This window comes from Intrasporangium sp. (genome assembly GCF_039812505.1).
In the GTDB taxonomy this organism is placed as follows: domain Bacteria; phylum Actinomycetota; class Actinomycetes; order Actinomycetales; family Dermatophilaceae; genus Intrasporangium_A.
Map to the genome: position 1 here is coordinate 1 of NZ_JBDIAQ010000009.1, position 17,171 is coordinate 17,171.

The 17,171-nt window shown below is 69.9% G+C and carries 15 protein-coding genes; 10 read left to right on the forward strand and 5 right to left on the reverse strand.

Annotation, left to right across the window (positions count from 1 at the left end; all coding sequences use genetic code 11):
• The first annotated feature begins 915 nt into the window (after positions 1 to 915).
• The 4 genes from WMI84_RS02555 to WMI84_RS02570 all read left to right on the forward strand — a co-directional run bounded on the left by WMI84_RS02555 (position 916) and on the right by WMI84_RS02570 (position 5,046).
• Positions 916 to 1,971: an MBL fold metallo-hydrolase gene (locus WMI84_RS02555; protein WP_347350436.1), complete on the forward strand. Its 1,056-nt coding sequence runs from the start codon at positions 916 to 918 to the stop codon at positions 1,969 to 1,971.
• Positions 1,972 to 2,108: 137 nt separating this feature from the next.
• A complete protein-coding gene (locus WMI84_RS02560) occupies positions 2,109 to 3,224 on the forward strand; it encodes an oxidoreductase (RefSeq protein ID WP_347350437.1) in 1,116 nt (371 codons plus the stop codon).
• Between the two features lie 266 nt (positions 3,225 to 3,490).
• The gene (locus tag WMI84_RS02565; RefSeq protein ID WP_347350438.1) at positions 3,491 to 3,808 is read left to right on the forward strand and encodes a hypothetical protein; all 318 of its coding nucleotides are present in this window, start codon (positions 3,491 to 3,493) and stop codon (positions 3,806 to 3,808) included.
• Positions 3,809 to 3,903: 95 nt separating this feature from the next.
• A complete protein-coding gene (locus tag WMI84_RS02570; RefSeq protein WP_347350439.1) occupies positions 3,904 to 5,046 on the forward strand; it encodes a hypothetical protein in 1,143 nt (380 codons plus the stop codon).
• 118 nt (positions 5,047 to 5,164) lie between these two features.
• Here the strand turns inward: WMI84_RS02570 and WMI84_RS02575 are convergent, their stop codons facing one another.
• Complete coding sequence (locus WMI84_RS02575; protein WP_347350440.1) at positions 5,165 to 7,066, reverse strand: CocE/NonD family hydrolase; 1,902 nt, start codon at positions 7,064 to 7,066, stop codon at positions 5,165 to 5,167.
• 195 nt (positions 7,067 to 7,261) lie between these two features.
• A complete protein-coding gene (locus WMI84_RS02580) occupies positions 7,262 to 7,876 on the reverse strand; it encodes an FMN-binding negative transcriptional regulator (protein WP_347350441.1) in 615 nt (204 codons plus the stop codon).
• A 209-nt stretch (positions 7,877 to 8,085) separates the two neighbouring features.
• On the opposite strand from WMI84_RS02580, the gene WMI84_RS02585 reads away from it, so the two are divergent.
• Positions 8,086 to 9,156, forward strand: coding sequence for a restriction endonuclease (locus tag WMI84_RS02585; protein ID WP_347350442.1), 1,071 nt, complete (start codon positions 8,086 to 8,088; stop codon positions 9,154 to 9,156).
• A gap of 257 nt (positions 9,157 to 9,413) precedes the next feature.
• Here WMI84_RS02585 and fgd read toward each other — a convergent pair whose 3' ends face one another.
• Entirely contained in the window at positions 9,414 to 10,421 is a 1,008-nt protein-coding gene (gene fgd, locus WMI84_RS02590; protein ID WP_347350443.1) for a glucose-6-phosphate dehydrogenase (coenzyme-F420), read from the reverse strand.
• Positions 10,422 to 10,509: 88 nt separating this feature from the next.
• Positions 10,510 to 11,724 carry an amidohydrolase family protein gene (locus tag WMI84_RS02595; protein WP_347350444.1) on the reverse strand — a complete coding sequence of 405 codons (1,215 nt, stop codon included), beginning with the start codon at positions 11,722 to 11,724 and terminating at the stop codon, positions 10,510 to 10,512.
• Between the two features lie 37 nt (positions 11,725 to 11,761).
• Here WMI84_RS02595 and WMI84_RS02600 point away from each other — a divergent pair, with 37 nt between their 5' ends.
• Together WMI84_RS02600 and WMI84_RS02605 are read left to right on the forward strand one after the other, a co-directional pair.
• Positions 11,762 to 12,442, forward strand: a complete 681-nt coding sequence (locus WMI84_RS02600; RefSeq protein ID WP_347350445.1) for a GntR family transcriptional regulator — start codon at positions 11,762 to 11,764, stop codon at positions 12,440 to 12,442.
• Positions 12,433 to 12,957, forward strand: coding sequence for a RidA family protein (locus WMI84_RS02605; protein ID WP_347350446.1), 525 nt, complete (start codon positions 12,433 to 12,435; stop codon positions 12,955 to 12,957). Before WMI84_RS02600 ends, WMI84_RS02605 begins: the two co-directional genes overlap by 10 nt.
• A 133-nt stretch (positions 12,958 to 13,090) precedes the next feature.
• On the opposite strand, the gene WMI84_RS02610 is transcribed toward WMI84_RS02605, so the two are convergent.
• Positions 13,091 to 13,723, reverse strand: a complete 633-nt coding sequence (locus WMI84_RS02610) for an SRPBCC family protein (protein WP_347350447.1) — start codon at positions 13,721 to 13,723, stop codon at positions 13,091 to 13,093.
• 171 nt (positions 13,724 to 13,894) lie between these two features.
• On the opposite strand from WMI84_RS02610, the gene WMI84_RS02615 reads away from it, so the two are divergent.
• From WMI84_RS02615 to WMI84_RS02625, 3 genes are all read left to right on the forward strand, one after another.
• Positions 13,895 to 14,866 (forward strand): LLM class flavin-dependent oxidoreductase, encoded by a 972-nt coding sequence (locus WMI84_RS02615; RefSeq protein WP_347350448.1) that lies wholly within the window; start codon positions 13,895 to 13,897, stop codon positions 14,864 to 14,866.
• Between the two features lie 376 nt (positions 14,867 to 15,242).
• Positions 15,243 to 16,238 (forward strand): ABC transporter substrate-binding protein, encoded by a 996-nt coding sequence (locus WMI84_RS02620; protein ID WP_347350449.1) that lies wholly within the window; start codon positions 15,243 to 15,245, stop codon positions 16,236 to 16,238.
• Between the two features lie 85 nt (positions 16,239 to 16,323).
• Positions 16,324 to 17,115, forward strand: a complete 792-nt coding sequence (locus tag WMI84_RS02625; protein WP_347350450.1) for an ABC transporter ATP-binding protein — start codon at positions 16,324 to 16,326, stop codon at positions 17,113 to 17,115.
• Positions 17,116 to 17,171: the final 56 nt, after the last annotated feature.

The window sequence follows — 17,171 nt, forward strand, 5'->3', positions numbered from 1 at the left end:
GGCCCGCCTTCAACAGCCGCATCGTCAGTCACAGGCCCACCAACGGCACAGAAGCCCTGAAACTGCGAAACTCAAGGTCCCGTGAAGACTCAGCAGATCAACTTCCGCGCCACGGATCGCCAGGCTTACGTTCTGCGACGTGTTGCCGCCGCAACAGACACGACTCTGACCGACTTCGTCCTGGACACGGCAAGACGACGTCGCGCACTTCATCAGTGGCGCCCCAGAGCTCGATGACTGGCTGCGCCGATACGCCTGGGAGAACCTACCGGCGAACAACGCGATCGCCTACGTCCCGATCATGGACGATCGTGTGGTTGGCTACTATGCGATCGCATCCAGGAGTGTTGGGCTGACTGCGGTTCCCTCAACGCTCAGGAAGGGAGCCCGACCCGGTCCCAGACAGTCATAGTTCTTGCTCGGGCTGGCTGTCGATCGCTCGATGGCATCGCGCGGCATCGGCGCTGGTCTGCTCCTCGATGCGCTAGAGCGCACAGCTCTTCTCAACGAATCGATTGGGGCCGCCGCGCTCCTCGTGCACGCGCCTGACCCGGTCGCTCGTGACTTCTACCTGCACAACGGAGACTTCCTGCCCTCGCCCCTGGACGAACTTCAGCTGCTCGAAACGGCTTCGGTCCATCTTCCTGGCCTGATCACCCTGAGCGAACCGTCCTGCGACTCACCTGCGTCTCCGAATCGCACACCCGGTGGGGGGCGGCACAACCCACCCCCACCCACGCCGTCAAGGACCATCCCGACCGGGTACAGACCGGGCACAGACCGGCTCTCCGCGTCGAGAACCCCGCACCACCCGTGGTACCTTGCCGCCACCTCGAACCCCACGACCGGCCTACCGAGGCCGGTCGCACGGATCACCCCGCCACCACCTCGACGCAGCAGCGCACAAGGAAGCTCGTGAGCACCACGAACGAGACGAACGCAACCGGCTCGAGCGGCACTGCCCCCGTTCGCGTGATCACGCTCGGCACGGCCGGCGGGCCGGCCTGGTGGCGGGAGCACGGCGGCGCACGGGTCCCTGCGGGCATCAGCACCGCTCTCGTCGTCGGCGAGGACGTCTACCTCGTCGACGCCGGCTACGGCGCGGGCGCGCAGCTGACCCGCGCGGGGCTGGACATGTCGCAGCTGCGGGCGGTGTTCATCACGCACCTGCACTCCGACCACGTGGTGGACCTACCCGGCCTGGTGCTGTTCGGCACCTACGAGATCAGGGACCGCAGGCACACCCCCGTCCCGGTCATCGGACCAGGGGACCGCGGGATGCTGCCGCCGGTCTCGCCGCAGGCGACGGTGCCACCGCGGCCGCTGCACCCGGAGGCACCGACCCCCGGGGTCGCCGGGCTGCTCGAGCACATCGGCCGCGCCTTCGCGACGGACTTCAACGACCGGATCCTGGACGCGCTGCACCCGCCACCCACGGCCAACTTCCAGGCGCGCGAGATCACCCTGCCCGACGGGACCGGCTTCCACCCCAACGAGAACGTCGCGCCGGACATGGAGCCGTTCGAGGTGTACCGGGACGAGGCGGTTCGCGTGACGGCCACGCTCGTCCCCCATCCGCCGCTCGCACCCGCGTTCGCCTTCCGCCTCGACACCGCAGCCGGGTCGGTGACGATCTCCGGTGACACCGCCCCCAGCGACAACCTGGTCCGTCTGGCGCGCGAGACCGACCTGTTGCTGCACGAGGCCATCGACGCGCAGTGGCTCATGGACGTCTACGGCACGACGGACCTCGACGACTCGAGCCGGGCCAACCTCGCCCACCACCGTCGGGCGCACACCACCACGGAGGAAGCGGGCGTGATCGCTCGACGAGCGGGCGCGCGCCGACTCGGGTTGCACCACCTGGTTCCCGGGGACCTGCCCCGAGAGCGCTGGCTCACCCCGGCGCGCCGGTCGTTCCCCGGCGAGGTCCTGGTGCCCGGCGACCTCGACGAGATCACCCTGCCCTGACCCGCCGTCCTGCCCGGGGCCGGCTCGCCGACCCGGGTATCCAGCGACCAGGAGGTGCGGTATGCCGCTGAGCCGGCTCAGCGGCATACCGTCCCGTAGCCCCCGCTGGCGGGCGGGCGGTGGCAGGCTGGAGCGTCATGACAACGATGTCCCGCCTGGCCGGCGTGCTCGCCGCCACGGCCGCCCTCGTCACCGCTGCCGCCCTCGCCGCCGCCCCGGCCACGGCCCGGCCGCTCGCCGCCGCGACCCGCCCGGCTCCGGCGACACGACCGGCCCCCGGTCTGTCGTGGGACCTGCTGGCCACCCCGACCTCGACGGCCAGCCTGCGCGGCCTGTCCGTCGTCAACCCGAGGGTCGTCTGGGCGGGCGGCAGCGAGGGCACCATCCTGCGCTCGGTCGACGGCGGCCGGACCGTCACCTCGGTGGGCCCGCCCGGCACGAGCGACCTGCAGTTCCGCAGCGTCCACGCCACCAGCGCCTGGCACGCCGTCGCCGCCTCGATCGGCGACACCCCGGACGCGATGCGGGTCTACGTGACCGACAACGGCGGCCGTACCTGGCGGATGAGCCAGCAGAACACCCTGCCCACCGCGTTCTACGACTGCATGGCCTTCACCAGCGGGCGGACCGGCTACATCCTGTCCGACCCGGTCGACGGTAAGTTCCTGGTCCTCAAGACCACCAACGGCGGTCACTCGTGGCGGCAGCTGCCCAGCCGCGGGATGCCGCCGGCGCTGGCCGGTGAGGCCGGGTTCGCCGCGAGCGGCACCTGCATCACCGCCAACCGGCGCGGCGACCTGCTCTTCGGCACCGGCGGGGTGGACCCGGGCCGGATCTTCCGCAGCACCGACCGGGGCCGGACCTGGAGCGTGACCGACTCCCCGATCGCCGGGAGCGCCACCGCCGGGGTGTTCTCGCTCTCGTTCGGGCCGGGCCGGCGCGGCGTGGCCGTGGGCGGGGACTTCGCGGCGCCGGACGCCGCGGTGGCCAACGCCGCGTGGACCAGCGACTTGGGCCGCACCTGGCATGCGGCCACCGGCCTGGGCGGCTACCGCTCCGGGTCGGCCTGGCTGGACGGCTGGCCCGGCGGCGTGCTCGCGGTCGGCACCAGCGGGTCGGACGTCAGCTGGGACGGCGGACGGACCTACGCCACCTTCGACACCGGCACCTTCAACGCCGTCGACTGCGTCCCGTGGGCCTGTTATGCGGCCGGCGCCGAGGGTCGTATGGCGCGGCTCGTCGTCGGCCGCTGATCGCGGGCAGCAGCATCTCCCGGTCCGGCAGTGGTCACCGGCGTCGGCCGCGTCCTGGGCTGGCAACGGGTTGGCACCATCCGGGGAGCCCGCGACGCTCCATACGTGACCCATTCGTGTCCACCCGAGGGGCGGTGCTGCTCCCATCCCGTTCGGTGCCGGTTGTACCCGAACCGCGGGTACGCTGCGCGTGTGCGGTCTCCGGGTCGGAAGCGTCCGCAGAGGCGCGAGGTAGCGGTAGGCATCGACCCCGATGTCCTTTCGGCGTGCGCCGCAAGGGCCCGTTACGTCGGCTCCCCCGAGCACAAGACCTTCCCATCCTTCGCCGGGAGGATGCAGGCTCGTTCGGATGCGACGAAGTGCCCGCCCATTTGTCGGATCAGGCTGCGATCAACGACTGGCTCAACGAAGCGATCCGCCGAGGGCAGGTCAGCGCAGCGTTCGACGGCCAGTTCCCCCGCTACGTCTGGACACGACCGAACGGCGAGGACGTCTGGTATGAGGCGCGCCTCACGAACCAGGAGCTGGGGCAGTACAAGGGCTATCCCCTCGACGCCGGCCAGACACCGAAGGGAGTGACCTAGTGCTCCGTTTCGAGTGGGACTGGGATTCCGCACCAGACGTCCGGGCCCCTGAGACCCGGGCTACCTGGGCGAGCCTGCGAATCGACGTCGGCGGCGTGACCGCGACCCTGGTGGAGGACCGATCAGGCCGAAGCCCCGTTCGCCGCCGGATCAACGTGCCGACCTACCCCTTGGCGGAGTCGATCGCCTACGGGTGGTGGCGCCTCACGTCGCCCTCGTCAACCGAGCATGGCGGGTTTCGGCTGGCGGATGCTGCCGACGGGTACCCGTGGCCAGACCTCACGCTGGTCACCGGCCGTGGATACGTCTTGGCCCAACTGCGTCCGGTCGAAAGAGCGGTCGAAAGCATTCGCTTCCTGGCCGGGACCGAGCTGCTCCTGGCTCCCGCACCCGTCGAGCGTGAGCTCCGGCTCTTCGTCGAGAACACGATCCAACAGCTGGAGGACGCAGGCGTCACAGGGACACCCCTACAGGAAGAATGGGCTGCAATAGCGTCGGCAGACGCAGAGGTCGAGGCGTTCTGCAGAACCGCATCGGCACTAGGACTCGACCCCTATGCGCTGGACGAGTCGGAGACCAGCCTGGTGGTCAGCCTCGGATCAGCGAAAGCCGATCCCGACCTGATCGCGGAGCTGGCCGCAAGTACGACATTGCCGGAGGTCGAGGCTGCTCGGGAATGGCTACAAGAGGCCGTCGAGCGGACCGAGTCGGTCGCAGACCCACCAGCGCTGACCCTGCCGTTCGAGCCCCTTCCGGTCGGCCGCTGGGAACGTCCGTGGCGCGTGGGCTATGAGCGCGCCCGCAAGGTGCGCGAGTCACTGCAGCTGAGCCCAGCCGACCGGCTGCCGGTCGAGGAACTCGTCGACATCGACTCGACCAAGTCACCGGCGCCCTCCGGTGTCGCGGGTCTCGCCCAGTCTCGGGGGAATGGGATCGCAGTCGCGACTCCTGGGCGGTTCCTCCCTCAAGCCCAACGGTTCGCCGGTGCCAGGGCGATCGGGCGCCGAACCTTCGACGACAGTCGACACGGCGTGATCCTCACCGCGCGATACGACTACGCCGCAAAGGTGGAGCGCGCGTTCGCCGCGGAGCTGCTCGCGCCAGCAACCGGCATCGACCAGTTCCTGGGCGAGTCGACCAGCGACGAGTCTCTGTTCGCGGCCGCCAAGACGTTCGATGTCTCGATCCAGGTGATCCAACACCAGCTGGACAACCAGCTCGGTCGCCGCGGCCTCTGACGAGGCTCCGAAGCCTCGGACACGCCTCGGAGCTCGAGGCCCGCGCCCGAGCTCGCGGGGTGCCCGCCTTGTCACGGCCCCACTCCATACCCCGGCTGCACTCGGCCGAGGGTCCAGCTCAGTTGCCGGGCCACCTCGTGGCGTCGAGGTCGGCCAACGTGCCGGGCCGCAGGTTCTGCGTGTCTTTGACGGTGATCCGGCCCGGACCGAACCCGGTCAGCACGCCCGCCACCGGCAGGTTGAGCCGTGACCCACTCAGGTGCAGCGTGTAGGTCGTGGCGGCCGTGTCGACCGCGACGACGCCGTTGCGGCTGCCGCTGACCACGACCCCGAGCTGGTGCCCGGCCGGGACGAGCACGTCGTTCGCGGCCAGCTCGACGGTGACCTGCTGCCGGCCGGCGCCGTCGAGACGGGCCCAGCCACGCGCGAGCACCTGCAGGTTGGTGCTGCCGATGCGCCGGGCGACGTCCAGGTAGCAGGCGTCGTCGTCCGGCGACGCAGGCCCCCAGCAGCTCTGTGTGCTCAGCGTCTGCGCCCCGTCGCCGGTGGCGCTGACCCGGTCCATCTGTCCGTAGTCGACCAGCATCACCGACACCTGCCCGACCGGCGAGTCGTGGGTGACGTCCAGGTCGACCGTCGGCGTGCCGGAGACCCGCACCTCCCGCTTGGTCGAGCCGGTCAGGAACAGCAGCCGGTTCGGGTTGTCCCCGAGCTGGACCGCGGCGTTCTCGCCGAGCCGCCAGTCGTTGACGTAGCTGGCCGTCGACCGGTCCTTCAGCCCGAGCGTCATCGTGCCGTCGGCGCGGAAGTTCAGCGGCGCCGTCCATGCCGCCGGCGCGGGCCAGAGGCGGGAGGTCACCCAGTGTTCCGGGGCGGTCTCGACCCGCACGGCCGGCTCGAGCATGATGCCGTTTCGGATGCCCATCAGCTCGTGGTCGAACCACCGGTGCAGGGTGTCGACCCACGCCGCGCGGTCCGAGTCGAACGGGTCGACGTGACCCAAGCGCGTCAGCCACATCTTGCGGGCCACGCCCTGCCGGCCCAGTTCGCGCCACCACTTCGAGGCGTTCATCGTCTTGACGTTGTTGTCCTGCAGGCCGTGCACGATGAACACGCTCGCCTTCACCTTGGAGGCGTCGTAGTAGGTGCCGTCGCGATAGTCGCGCTCGGCCCAGAAGTCCGTGTAGGCGCCGGTCTCGTCGCCGTCGTTGGCGTCCATCCAGCTCAGCCGGGCCGAGCAGTCGGTCGGGACGGTCCGGTTGCGGGCGATGGTCCGGGACAGGCTGCTCGGGTAGTTGAACGACTTCACGGCGCCCTGCCACCGGTTGTAGTCGTACCACGAGCTGATCGCGCTGATCGGCACGATCGTGCGCAGCCCGTCCACCCCGGTCGCGGCCACGCCGTTGGCGAGGGTCCCGTCGTACGACTTGCCGATCATCCCGGTGCGGCCGTTGCTCCAGGTGGCCTGAACGACCCGGCCGGCGGCGTCGTGGGCTATCCCCTTGCCGTCCAGCCACTCGATGACGGCCTTGACCGACTCGACGTCGGAGCGCCCGCCCTCGTCCGAACACCCCGTCGAGCGGCCCGTGCCGGCCATGTCGACCGCCACGAAGGCGTAGCCACGCGGCACGAAGTAGTTGTCGTAGTAGAGCGGGAACTTGACCGGGTTGCCCTGTGCGTCGTACTGCTTGAACTCCGACTCGTTGCCGCGTCCGAGGCTCAGGTAGTACGGGCTGGCGTCCATGATGACCGGGACCCGCGCGGTGCCGTCGAGCTCCCGAGGCCGGATGATGTCCACGGCGACCCGCTCCGGGGCGCCGTCGCCGTCCAGGTCGGGCGTGCTCACCCAGACCGTCTCGCGGATCGCGGAAGCGTAGTCGTAGACCGGCGAAGTCACCCCGCCCACGAGCCGGACGGGCGGGTTCTGGGCCGGCGCCGCGCTGGCGGTACCGACCGTGCCGAGGGCCACCGGCGCGACCAGTGCCGCGCAGCCGGCGAGTGCGACAAGCCTTGTTCTCATGGGTGTCCTTCCTCCCTGTCCGGGACGACGATCTCCCCGGTCCGGAGCGACGGGCGCGCCCAGCCTGACACGGAAGCCGCTCCGGCGCCTGTCGAGAGTGGGTCGGCCACGCAACCACGACCGCCACTGCGCAGATCGCGGTCCGGGGACTGGTCCGTAGCGGTGCTGACCGCCCCGGGCAGACCCCGTGGGGGGTCAGAGCGAGCCGGTGCGCACGCGCTCGGCCAGCGCACCCTCCCCCGCACGCTCGTATGCCGCCGCGACCCCGGCCCGGTCGGCAGCCGGCCGGTTCTGGCTCCACTTCGCCTTCGCATCGACCTGTTCGACCTGCAGCGCCACCCCGACGATCGCCCGCAGCTGTCCGGCGACGTACGTCTCCGGTGCGTCGGTGACCGCCCACGGCTCGGGCCGGGCCTCCTCGTGCCGGTCGGTCAGCTGCGTAACCGCCTCACGCAGCCACGCCACGTCGTCGTGGACGGTGAGCGGGCCACGCAGCTGCACCGCCGAGTAGTTCCACGTCGGCACCACCTTGCCGTGCTCGGCCTTCGACGGGTACCAGGCGGGAGACACGTACGCGTCGAGCCCCTGCACCACGACCAGCCCGGGTGCGCCGGCGGAGATGCGCCTCCAGTGCGGGTTGGCCCGCGCGAAGTGGGCGACGATCCGGTCGCCCAGCCACAGCACCGGCAGCAACGTCGCGTCCGGTGCCCCGTCCGGGCCGACGCTGACCAGGGTGCCGACCGCGACCTCGCGCACGAACGCCCGCGCGGCGTCCTCGTCCGCGACCCGGTTGAAGTGCGGCACGTACATGTTCCCTGACGCTACGCCCGCCACGGCCCAAGGGGTCGGCCACCGCCACACCCCGAACACACGCCCGGGGGATGCCGCTGACCGCCGTCGCGCTGGCATGCCGCCCCGATACGGTGCGTTCGAGTCATCGGTGCCGGTCCGTGTTGCGCTGGCGGAACGGCACCGGTAAGCCGTACCTATAGACACGCGACGACTCCCGAGGAGTAGACGTGACGGCTTGGGTGGTGCGAGCTGGACGGAACGGCGAGGACGAGCATTGGAACCTCGAACAAGGACGGGCCACCATCGGGTGGGCGGAGATCGGAGACCTCACCAACTGCCACAGCCGCGAGGACGTCCGGGCCCTTGTCGAGGCCGCGTTCCCTGGTGACGCGCCGATGCGCCGCGCCAACCACACCGGTCAGCTTTGGGCGTTCCGTGACTCGATCAAGACCGACGACCTGGTCGTGATGCCGCTGAAGACGAGGCCCGGCTATCTGTCCTTCGGCAGATGCGCCGGAACGTATGCCTACGACACGACGGAGCCAAACAAGGCTCGACGGCACCACCTTCCGGTCACTTGGCAGACTGAGCCGATCGCCAAGAGTGGCCTCCATGATGACTTGCTCTACATGTTGAACGCGAGCATGACCGTCTTCAGCCCGTCCCGGAACAACGCTACCGAGAGGCTGAACCAGGTCGCGCAGACCGGCGCCGATCCCGGCGACGCACACGACACTGCCACCGCCAGTGCTCCGCTATCGCCGCAACCATCACCTTCCCTGTCACTGCCCGCTGATGACGTGACCGACCCCGCTACCGTGCCGACGTTGGAGGCCGTCAGGGACCGGATCAGGACCCACCTGGTGCAGCACTTCCGCGAACACGACCTGACCCATCTTGTCGCCCAGGTCCTCGAAGCACTCGGGTTCGTCTGTGAGGTGTCACCGGCCGGACCGGACGGTGGTGTCGACATTCTCGCCGGGCGGGGACCCTTCGGGCTGGACTCCCCCACATTGATCGTGGAGGTCAAGTCCGAGCCAGGCGCGGTCGGCGCCTCAGTCCTACGCGGACTGCACAGCGCGATGACGCAGCACAAGGCGGATCAGGGGCTGCTCGTCGCCTACGGCGGGGTTACCTCGCCGGCGAAAAAGGAGTTCCGGCAGCTACGGACCCAGCTACGCATCTGGGATGCCGAGGAGCTCCTGAACCAGCTGCTCGGGGTCTACGACAGGCTGCCACCCGCCACACGCGCGGCCATCCCCCTCAAGCAGGCGTGGGTGCTCGATGACGATGAATGAGCGACGCGACGGCCGATCTCACTGTGCGGCACGACCTTGGGGGCGGCCTGCGGTCCGTAGTCCTTGAGATGCCCCGGCGGCTCGGTTTCAGCCGGCCCCTGGGATCTCGAGGAATCGCCCGCATGCAGCCGTCGCCTCGGTCTCCAGCCTGTCCTGGTTCTGGGTTCCCGCATGTCGTGACTGCCCAGGCGACGAGACCGGCCTTCGTCGTGTCGAGCCCGTGAAGTGCCGCATGTGGCCGGAGGACCAGCGCAGGCTCAGCCGAGCTCGCGCAGGCCGGGCAGCACGTCCGTGCAGAACTGGTTCAGGAACCTGGCTTGGTCATCGCCGGGGGCGTGGATGACCAGGTGGTTGAAGCCCCAGTCGACGTACTGCTTGATCTGCTCGACGGCCTGGTCGGGGTCGGCGGCGACGATCCACCGCCGAGCGACCTGCTCGTCGGTCAACTGGTCGGCCAGCCGCTCCATCTCAACCGGGTCATGCACACCATGCTTCTGCTCGGCGGTCAGCGACAGTGGCGCCCAGAACCGGCAGTTACGCACCGCCGCCTGCGGGTCCCGGTCGTAGGACAGCTTGATCTCGATCATCCGGTCGATGTCATCGCGGACGCGCCCGGACTTGGCCAGACCCTCGTCGACCGCAGGGAGCAGCCGGTCCTCGTAGAGCTCGCGCCCCTTGCCCGACGTACAAATGAACCCGTCCCCGGCCCGCCCGGCATACCGGGCCACGAGTGGGCCGCCCGCGGCGACGTAGATCGGCACCGCCTGCTCGGGTCGGTCGTAGACCGTCGCGTCATGGGTGCGGTAGTAGTCGCCCTCGAAACTGACCCGCTCCCCGGCCCAGAGCTCGCGCATCAGCCGCACCGCCTCGCGCAGCCGGGCGAACCGCTCCTTGAACTCCGGCCACGGGGATCCGGCCGCACCGACCGCGACCTCGTTGAGTGCCTCTCCGGTGCCGATCCCGAGCACCACTCGCCCTGGGTACAGCGACCCGAGCGTGCCGAACGCCTGGGCGACCACCGCTGGGTTGTAGCGGAACGTCGGGGTCATCACCGACGTGCCGAGCATCACCCGCTCGGTGCGCTCACCGGCGGCAGCCAGCCACGACATCCCGAAGGGAGCGTGCCCGCCCCGGTGGCGCCACGGCTGGAAATGGTCGGAGATGAACACCGAGTCCAACCCCACGGACTCGGCCTGGACGGCATACTCGACCAGCTCTCGCGGCCTGAACTGCTCCGCCGATGCCTTCCAACCGATCTTGATCATCTGAAACCTCCAGTGGGTGAGGGCCGGTCCGGGCGGGCGCCGCTCGGACGAGGGTGTGCGTGGGGGGACGACGCCCCCCGAGACGACGTCAGGACCGGACGAGGCGGTGCTCGAGGCGCTGCCGGGGCGGCGGCGTCTGCTCGCTGCGTCCGAGCACCACCGGCTCGCCGTCGACGAAGACGGCAGCGATCCCGGGCAGGTCACCAAGCCGGAAGCACTCCAGCACGTCGGTCGCCCGCGAGCCGGTGATCGGCCCGAGGACGAGCAGGTCGGCCGGCCAGCCGGGAGCCAGCACCCCGGTCCGCAGCCCGTGGGCCGCCGCTGTGCTGCTCGTGGCCGCCGCGACCGCCAGCACCGGGTCTACCCCGCACACCGACGCCAGGTACAGCACGTTGCGCAGCATCCCGCGCGGGATGACGCCGGTGCCGCCCGGGGTGTCGGTGCCCAGGGTCAGCCGGTGCAGCTCGCTGCGCTCGGTCAACCGGTCCACCGCGACCTGCGTCGCCCGGTAGTTCATCGAGCTGCACACCTCGATGGCGCCCGGCAGGTCGTCGATGGTCTGGCGAATCTCCTCGTCGGGCATGGGGATCGGGCCACCCGAGATGTGGGCGACCACGTCCGGGCGCACCGCCGAGACCAGCTCGTGTCCGGCCACCCGGCTCGAGCCGGAACGGGACACCCCGCCGGAGTGCATCTTGACGGTGATGCCCCGCTCGTGGGCCCAGTCCAGATAGGTCATCGGCTCGCCGCTGTCCAGGTGGCTCCAGTCGTAGAAGATGAACTTCGCCTGGCTCGCACCGGCCGCAGCGAGCCGGTCGAAGTGCGCCTCGCTCATGCCGGACGTGAGCAGGACGGTGCCCGCCGTCATCTTCACACCCGACTGCCTGACCCGCGCCGTCGTGTGCAGCGAGGTCACCGCCAAGCTGGTGACCAGCTCCGGGCTCAGCGCGTCCATCGGCAGCCCCGGCAGGTGCAGCTCGCCTGCGGAGACCATGCTCGTCGTGCCGCCATGCAGGTAGTTGTGCAGCCAGCCGATCGAGTTCTGGGCCGGCGTCCACTCGCCGAACGTCGGGTGGACGTGCCCGTCGACCAGGCCCGGCATGACACTCATCCCTCCGGCGGAGAGCACTCGGTCCGGAGCCGTGGCGTCCTCCCCCACCGCAGCGACGACCCCGTCCTCGATGACGAGCTGGGTGTCGTGCCGTAGGGGCGCTGCCGGGTCACCCGTGACGAGCAGGCCGATGTCGGTGATGAGTGTCGTGACCATGTGGTGTGCTCCGTCGTCGTTGAGGTGTCCTGCCATCGTGGAGGTTTTATACCGTATCCAATACGATGGCGTTGTGACAGTCCAGCGTGCCGAGACCCATCGCTTCCTGCGCCCACAGACCGCGCAGCAGGCCGTCCTTGCCGAGCTGCGTGGCCTCCTCATCCGGGGCGAGCTGCTCCCGGGCGCAGCCATCGCCCAGGAGAGCCTGGCCGAGATGTTCGGCGTCAGCCGGGTCCCCGTCCGGGAGGCGCTGAAGATCCTCGAGGGCGAGGGCCTGGTCGTCTATGCGGCCCACCGCGGATACAGCGTCGCCAAGCTCGAGGTCGCCGACCTGCTCGAGATCTTCGACCTGCGCGAGGTCCTCGAGTCGCACGTCATCCGCGTGGCCGTCCCTCGGCTCGAGGATGCCGACCAGGCCGGGATGCGAGCCGCGATCGTCGCGATGGACCGGGCCGCCGACGCCGCGGACATGGTGGCCGTCGGCGTGCAGAACCGCGCCTTCCACTTCACCCTCTTCGAGGCGAGCGGCCTGGCTCGAGCTGTCGAGATGATTCGCCGGCTCTGGGACACGACCGACCCCTACCGGTCGCTGTACTTCCAGAAGCCGCTGACCCGCCAGTCGGCCAATGCCGAGCACGAGCTGATCCTCGAGGCCTGCGCGGCCCGCGACGTCGAGCGCGTCGTGGCGCTGCACGAGCTGCACCGCAGCCACACCGTCGAGGACCTGCGGGCGATGAACGGCGTGTGGCCGTGACCGCCGGCGGTCGAGACGGTGCCGCCGCCACCCGACGCGAGCAGGCGCGAGCACGGCTGGCCGGCCTCGGCTTCAGCCTGCCGGCACCGCTGGACAGCAAGGGGGCCTACGCGTCGACGCGTGCCGACGGGCACGGCCAGCTCTGGGTGTCGGGCCACACCGGCCGCGGCCCCGAGGGGCTGCGGCTGACCGGCGTGGTCGGCCAGGACGTCACGCTCGAACAGGCGCAGCAGGACGCCCGTCACGCCGCGGTCAACCTGCTCGCGGCGGTCGACGGTTCCCCGCATCTGCGCCACGGGTTGGGCAGCGTCGAGGCAGTGCTGTACCTGCGCGTCTACGTCCGCGCCACGGCCGGGTTCGGGCAGCAGCCGGCAGTCGCCGACGGTGCCAGCACGCTGATCGCCGAGGTCCTCGGCGCGGATCGCGGCGTGCACGCCCGCACCGCGGTCGGGGTCGCCTCCCTGCCGGGTGGCGCGCCGGTGGAGCTCGAGGCGGTGCTCGCACACGCCCCCTGAGGGACGCCGACCTCCGAGGTGCACGCGCCGAGGTGCACAGCACAGCCCGTATGCCGCTCAGCCGGGACCGCGGCGGATAGCACAGCCCAGCCGGGCTGGTCACCATGCCCAGCCGAGCGCTGGGGCACGGTGCTCAGCCGGGCTGAGGCAGGGTGCCGCGTCGCAACGCGCGCACGATGACCGCCCCCAGGACCAAGCCCGCGGCCATCGTGGCGCTCATGGGACCCGCCCAGCGGGCGAGCCGGGGTGCCCACCGGCCCGGCTCGGCGGCATACGGGCTGGGGCGAGACGGCGCAAGCCGAGCGGGAGCCACCTCTCGCTCCCCGCTCATCAGGACGTCCAGCTCCCGGACGAACTGGCCCACGATGCGGCGGTTGACCTGCTTGATCGCGGCCCCACCGAACTGGGCCACCCGGCCCGAGAGGTCCAGATCGGTCACCACGCGCACGTCGCAACCGCCCGGGACCGCGTCACCGACCGTCATCGTGACCAGGGCGTTGGCGCCCCCGGAGCCACTGCGGTCGCGCGCCGCTCCGCGCACGACGAGCCGGCGCGCGGCGTCGTCGCGCTCCACCACCGTCGCGGTGCTGGAAAGACTCAGCCCGACCGGCCCGATCCGCAGCGCCACGCGACCGAGGTAGTCGGCACCGTCGCGGCCCTCGAACGTGGCACCGGGGATGCAGGTGACCACGCGCTCGAGGTCGGACAGGGCCGCGAAGGCGCCGTCGGGGTCGGCCCGTACGGTGAACTCGTTGACCAGCTGCATGCAGACCTCCACGGGCTTGAGTCAGGGGCCGGCCGCTGACCGGGTGATGAGAATTCTTCCCTCAGGGACTTGATTGTATACCTGATCCAAGAGACAGTATGCAGCAACGATGATGTTCAGCCGACCGGCTGGAGACCCTCAGGAGGCCACGTGCTGAGCAAAGGAATCGGTTTGTTCCCCACCGAGCCCGTCGGTGCCATGCGGGACTACGTGCAGCTGTGCGAGTCCCTCGGCTACGACAACGTCTGGTTCGGCGACTCGCAGAACATCTGGCGCGAGTCGGGCGTCGTCATGGGCGCCGCGGCGGTCGGCACCGAGCGCATCGTGTTCGGCACGGGAGTGACCAACGCGGTGACCCGGCACCGGTCGCTGCTCGCTTCGTCGTGGGCGACGCTGTCCGAGTTCACGGGTGGGCGAGCCATCCTCGGGATCGGCACCGGGGACTCGTCCCTGCGCACCATGGGCCTGAAGCCGCTCAAGCTCGCCGAGCTCGAGCAGGCGATCGCCGAGCTGCGGGCCTTGTTCCGAGGTGAGGAGGTGGCCGAGCCGACCAGCGGCGCGCACTACCACCTCAACTACCTGACCGAGCCGGTCGACGTGCCGATCTACATCGCGGCCTCGGCCCCCAAGATCCTGCAGCTGTCCGGGCGCATCGCGGACGGCGTCATCGTCCTGGTCGGGACCGCGCCACACTTCATCGAGGGCGCCCTCGAGCGGATCGAGGCCGGCGCCAAGCAGAGCGGCCGGACCCTCGATGACGTGAAGATCGTGCTGTGGACCCCGACCGCGATCGACGCCGACCCGACCGAGGCTCGCGATCTTGTGCGTGCGCACGTCAGCCGTGTCGTCATCCGCCCCCTGCCGGCCCCGATCGACCCTGAGCTGCAGCAGGTCGTCGACCGCATCCGCGAGTCCTACGACTACTACCACCACATGGACACCGAGGCCTCCCACGCCGACCTCGTCCCGGACGAGCTGGTCGACCTGTTCGCACTGGCCGGCACTGCCGAGGAGTGCACCGAACGGCTGGCCCAGATCCAGGGCCTGGGCATCGACCAAGTCTCGATCGTGCCGTTCGTCCGGCCGGGGCAGAGCAGGGAGGCGACCATTCGCACGTTCGCCGAGATCGCCGACCGGGTCTAGCCGAGGCACCAGGCATGGACCTGCTCCCACCCGCACCGGGCAGCGACCTTCCCGGTGCGCCGCCTGCGCTGCACCGCGCCCTCACTCCCCGTGACGGCAGGGAATCGAACGCCACGACACCCGAGCCGGCGCCGAACGCCGGCTCCCCTGAGCGAGACACCCAGTCCACCCGCGGCACCGGCGACCCAGCCACCTCGGGACGCCCGCGGCGCACCGACGATGTGGGCGGCAGATCGCCCCTTCATTCCTACCTCCCGGCCCTGGGGCTGCTCTGCGCCGCCGCAGCGGTCTGGGTCGGCACCCGGCGCCGGCCCGCAACACCATCGCAGTGACCCCCCATACACCCCAGTCCCTTTCCACGAGAGGCCCCCTCGCGATGAACCTTCGCTCGACACGGATCCCTGTACTGGCCGCCGCGGCTGCCGTTGCCATCACCCTGACCGCCTGTGGCAGTGGGACCGAAGCCACTGACAGCAGCAACGCCGGCGGCACCACCACCAAGAAGCTGACCATCTCGGCCACCGGTGTCGACAGCCTGCCGTTCATGGCAATCCTGCAGGTGGCGATCGACAAGGGCTGGTTCAAGGACAAGGGGCTCGATGTCTCGATGTACTCGGGCGGTGGCGGCGGCAACACGCTGCGGGTCGTCACCAGTGGCGATGCCGACATGGCCATCGCGGGCAACAGCTCGGTGATCCTCGCATCCCAACAGCCCTCCTCCAACCTGCAGATCATCGCCCCGTGGTTCCAGGTCAACGACTTCTCCTGGATCGCGCCCAAGGGCCGGTCGATGACCAATGCCACCCTCGGCTTCTCCTCGGCCGGCTCGTCGACCGAGCTGATCGTCAAGGGCCTCGAGAAGAAACTCGGCGTCAAGAGCCAGGCCGTGGGCGGCATGGGCGACAACTGGACCGCCGCCAAGGCCGGCAAGATTACCGCCGGCTGGGCGATGCACCCCTTCATCACAAGCAAGGAGGCCGAGGGCGCCGAAGTCCTGGTCGACTCGCGTGACGTGCTGGGCGACCTGCCCGCGGACCTCGTCGCCGTCAACGCCGACTACGCGAAGCAGAACCCGCAGAACATCACCGACTTCTTCCTGGTGGCCCAGCAGGCGATGGACTACGTCGTCGACGACACCGATGCGGCAGCCAAGGACATCGCCACGATCATCAAGATGGACCCCGCCACCGTGGCCAAGGGGCTGCGCGACACCCCCGACCTGCGGAAGGCCTACTCCCTCAAGGTCGAGCCGGCCGCCCTCAACAACCTGTCCGAGCTGATGGTCCAGGCGGGGCAGATCAAGCAGAACGTCGACTGGGCGAAGGTCCTCGACCAGCAGTTCCTGCCTGAGTCCGACCGAGCCAGCCTCTGAGGCCGACGTCCCGCCGCGTCACCACCTCATCATCTAGCCCTTCACCCACCAAGCGATCTCCCGCGGGATCCACCGGAGGTACGTCATGACCGAGATCACCCTCGACGACGTCGAGGTCTCCTTCCAAACACCCACCGGCACCGTCCAAGCCGTGAGCGGTGTGACACAACGCGTGCCCACACAGGGATTCGTCTCCCTCGTCGGGCCCAGCGGTTGTGGCAAGTCCACTCTGCTCAACATCATTGCCGGCCTCACCAAGGCAACTGGTGGTCAGGTGCACGTGGGAGGCAAGCTGGTCACCGGACCGGACCGGGGGATCGGCGTGGTCTTCCAAGAGGACTCCACGCTGCCTTGGCGGACCGTGCTCGACAACGTGCGGTTCGCCCTACAGGTCGCCGGAATCCCCAAGTCGGATCAGCTCGAGCGAGCCCGCTGGGCGATCGAACTGGTCGGCCTGAGGGGTTTCGCCGACGTGTATCCGTCGATGCTGTCCGGAGGGATGCGTCAGCGCGTCGCCCTTGCCCGGACCCTCGCGCTCGAGCCCGGAGTCGTGCTCATGGACGAGCCCTTCGCAGCCCTCGACCAGCAGACCCGCATCTTCCTGGGCGCCGAAGTGCGGAGCATCTGGCAGCGCAGCGCCCAGACCGTACTCTTCGTCACGCACGACATCTCCGAGGCCATCCTGCTCTCCGAACAGGTCTGGGTGATGTCTTACCGCCCCGGGCGGATCATCGATGTGATCGACGTCGACCTACCCAAGGAGCGCGACCCGTCGGTGGTGTCCAGTCACGCTTTCAACGAGCTGCACAACCGCATCTGGGGCGCATTGCAGGAAGAGTCGATGCGTGGCTTCCGACAGCAGGAAGGCGCGGCGTGACCACCGCCGTCGCCACGACTGAACGATCTGAGGTACCCGTGACTGTCCAGGAACCC

Excerpts from the sequence above, each read along its gene's own strand:
- WMI84_RS02560 (WP_347350437.1), top strand. The coding sequence starts at position 2,109 with ATGACAACGATGTCCCGCCTGGCCGGCGTGCTCGCCGCCACGGCCGCC.
- WMI84_RS02575 (WP_347350440.1), bottom strand. The coding sequence starts at position 7,066 with ATGAGAACAAGGCTTGTCGCACTCGCCGGCTGCGCGGCACTGGTCGCG.
- WMI84_RS02580 (WP_347350441.1), bottom strand. The coding sequence starts at position 7,876 with ATGTACGTGCCGCACTTCAACCGGGTCGCGGACGAGGACGCCGCGCGG.
- fgd (WP_347350443.1), bottom strand. The coding sequence starts at position 10,421 with ATGATCAAGATCGGTTGGAAGGCATCGGCGGAGCAGTTCAGGCCGCGA.
- WMI84_RS02595 (WP_347350444.1), bottom strand. The coding sequence starts at position 11,724 with ATGGCAGGACACCTCAACGACGACGGAGCACACCACATGGTCACGACA.
- WMI84_RS02610 (WP_347350447.1), bottom strand. The coding sequence starts at position 13,723 with ATGCAGCTGGTCAACGAGTTCACCGTACGGGCCGACCCCGACGGCGCC.
- WMI84_RS02620 (WP_347350449.1), top strand. The coding sequence starts at position 15,243 with ATGAACCTTCGCTCGACACGGATCCCTGTACTGGCCGCCGCGGCTGCC.
- WMI84_RS02625 (WP_347350450.1), top strand. The coding sequence starts at position 16,324 with ATGACCGAGATCACCCTCGACGACGTCGAGGTCTCCTTCCAAACACCC.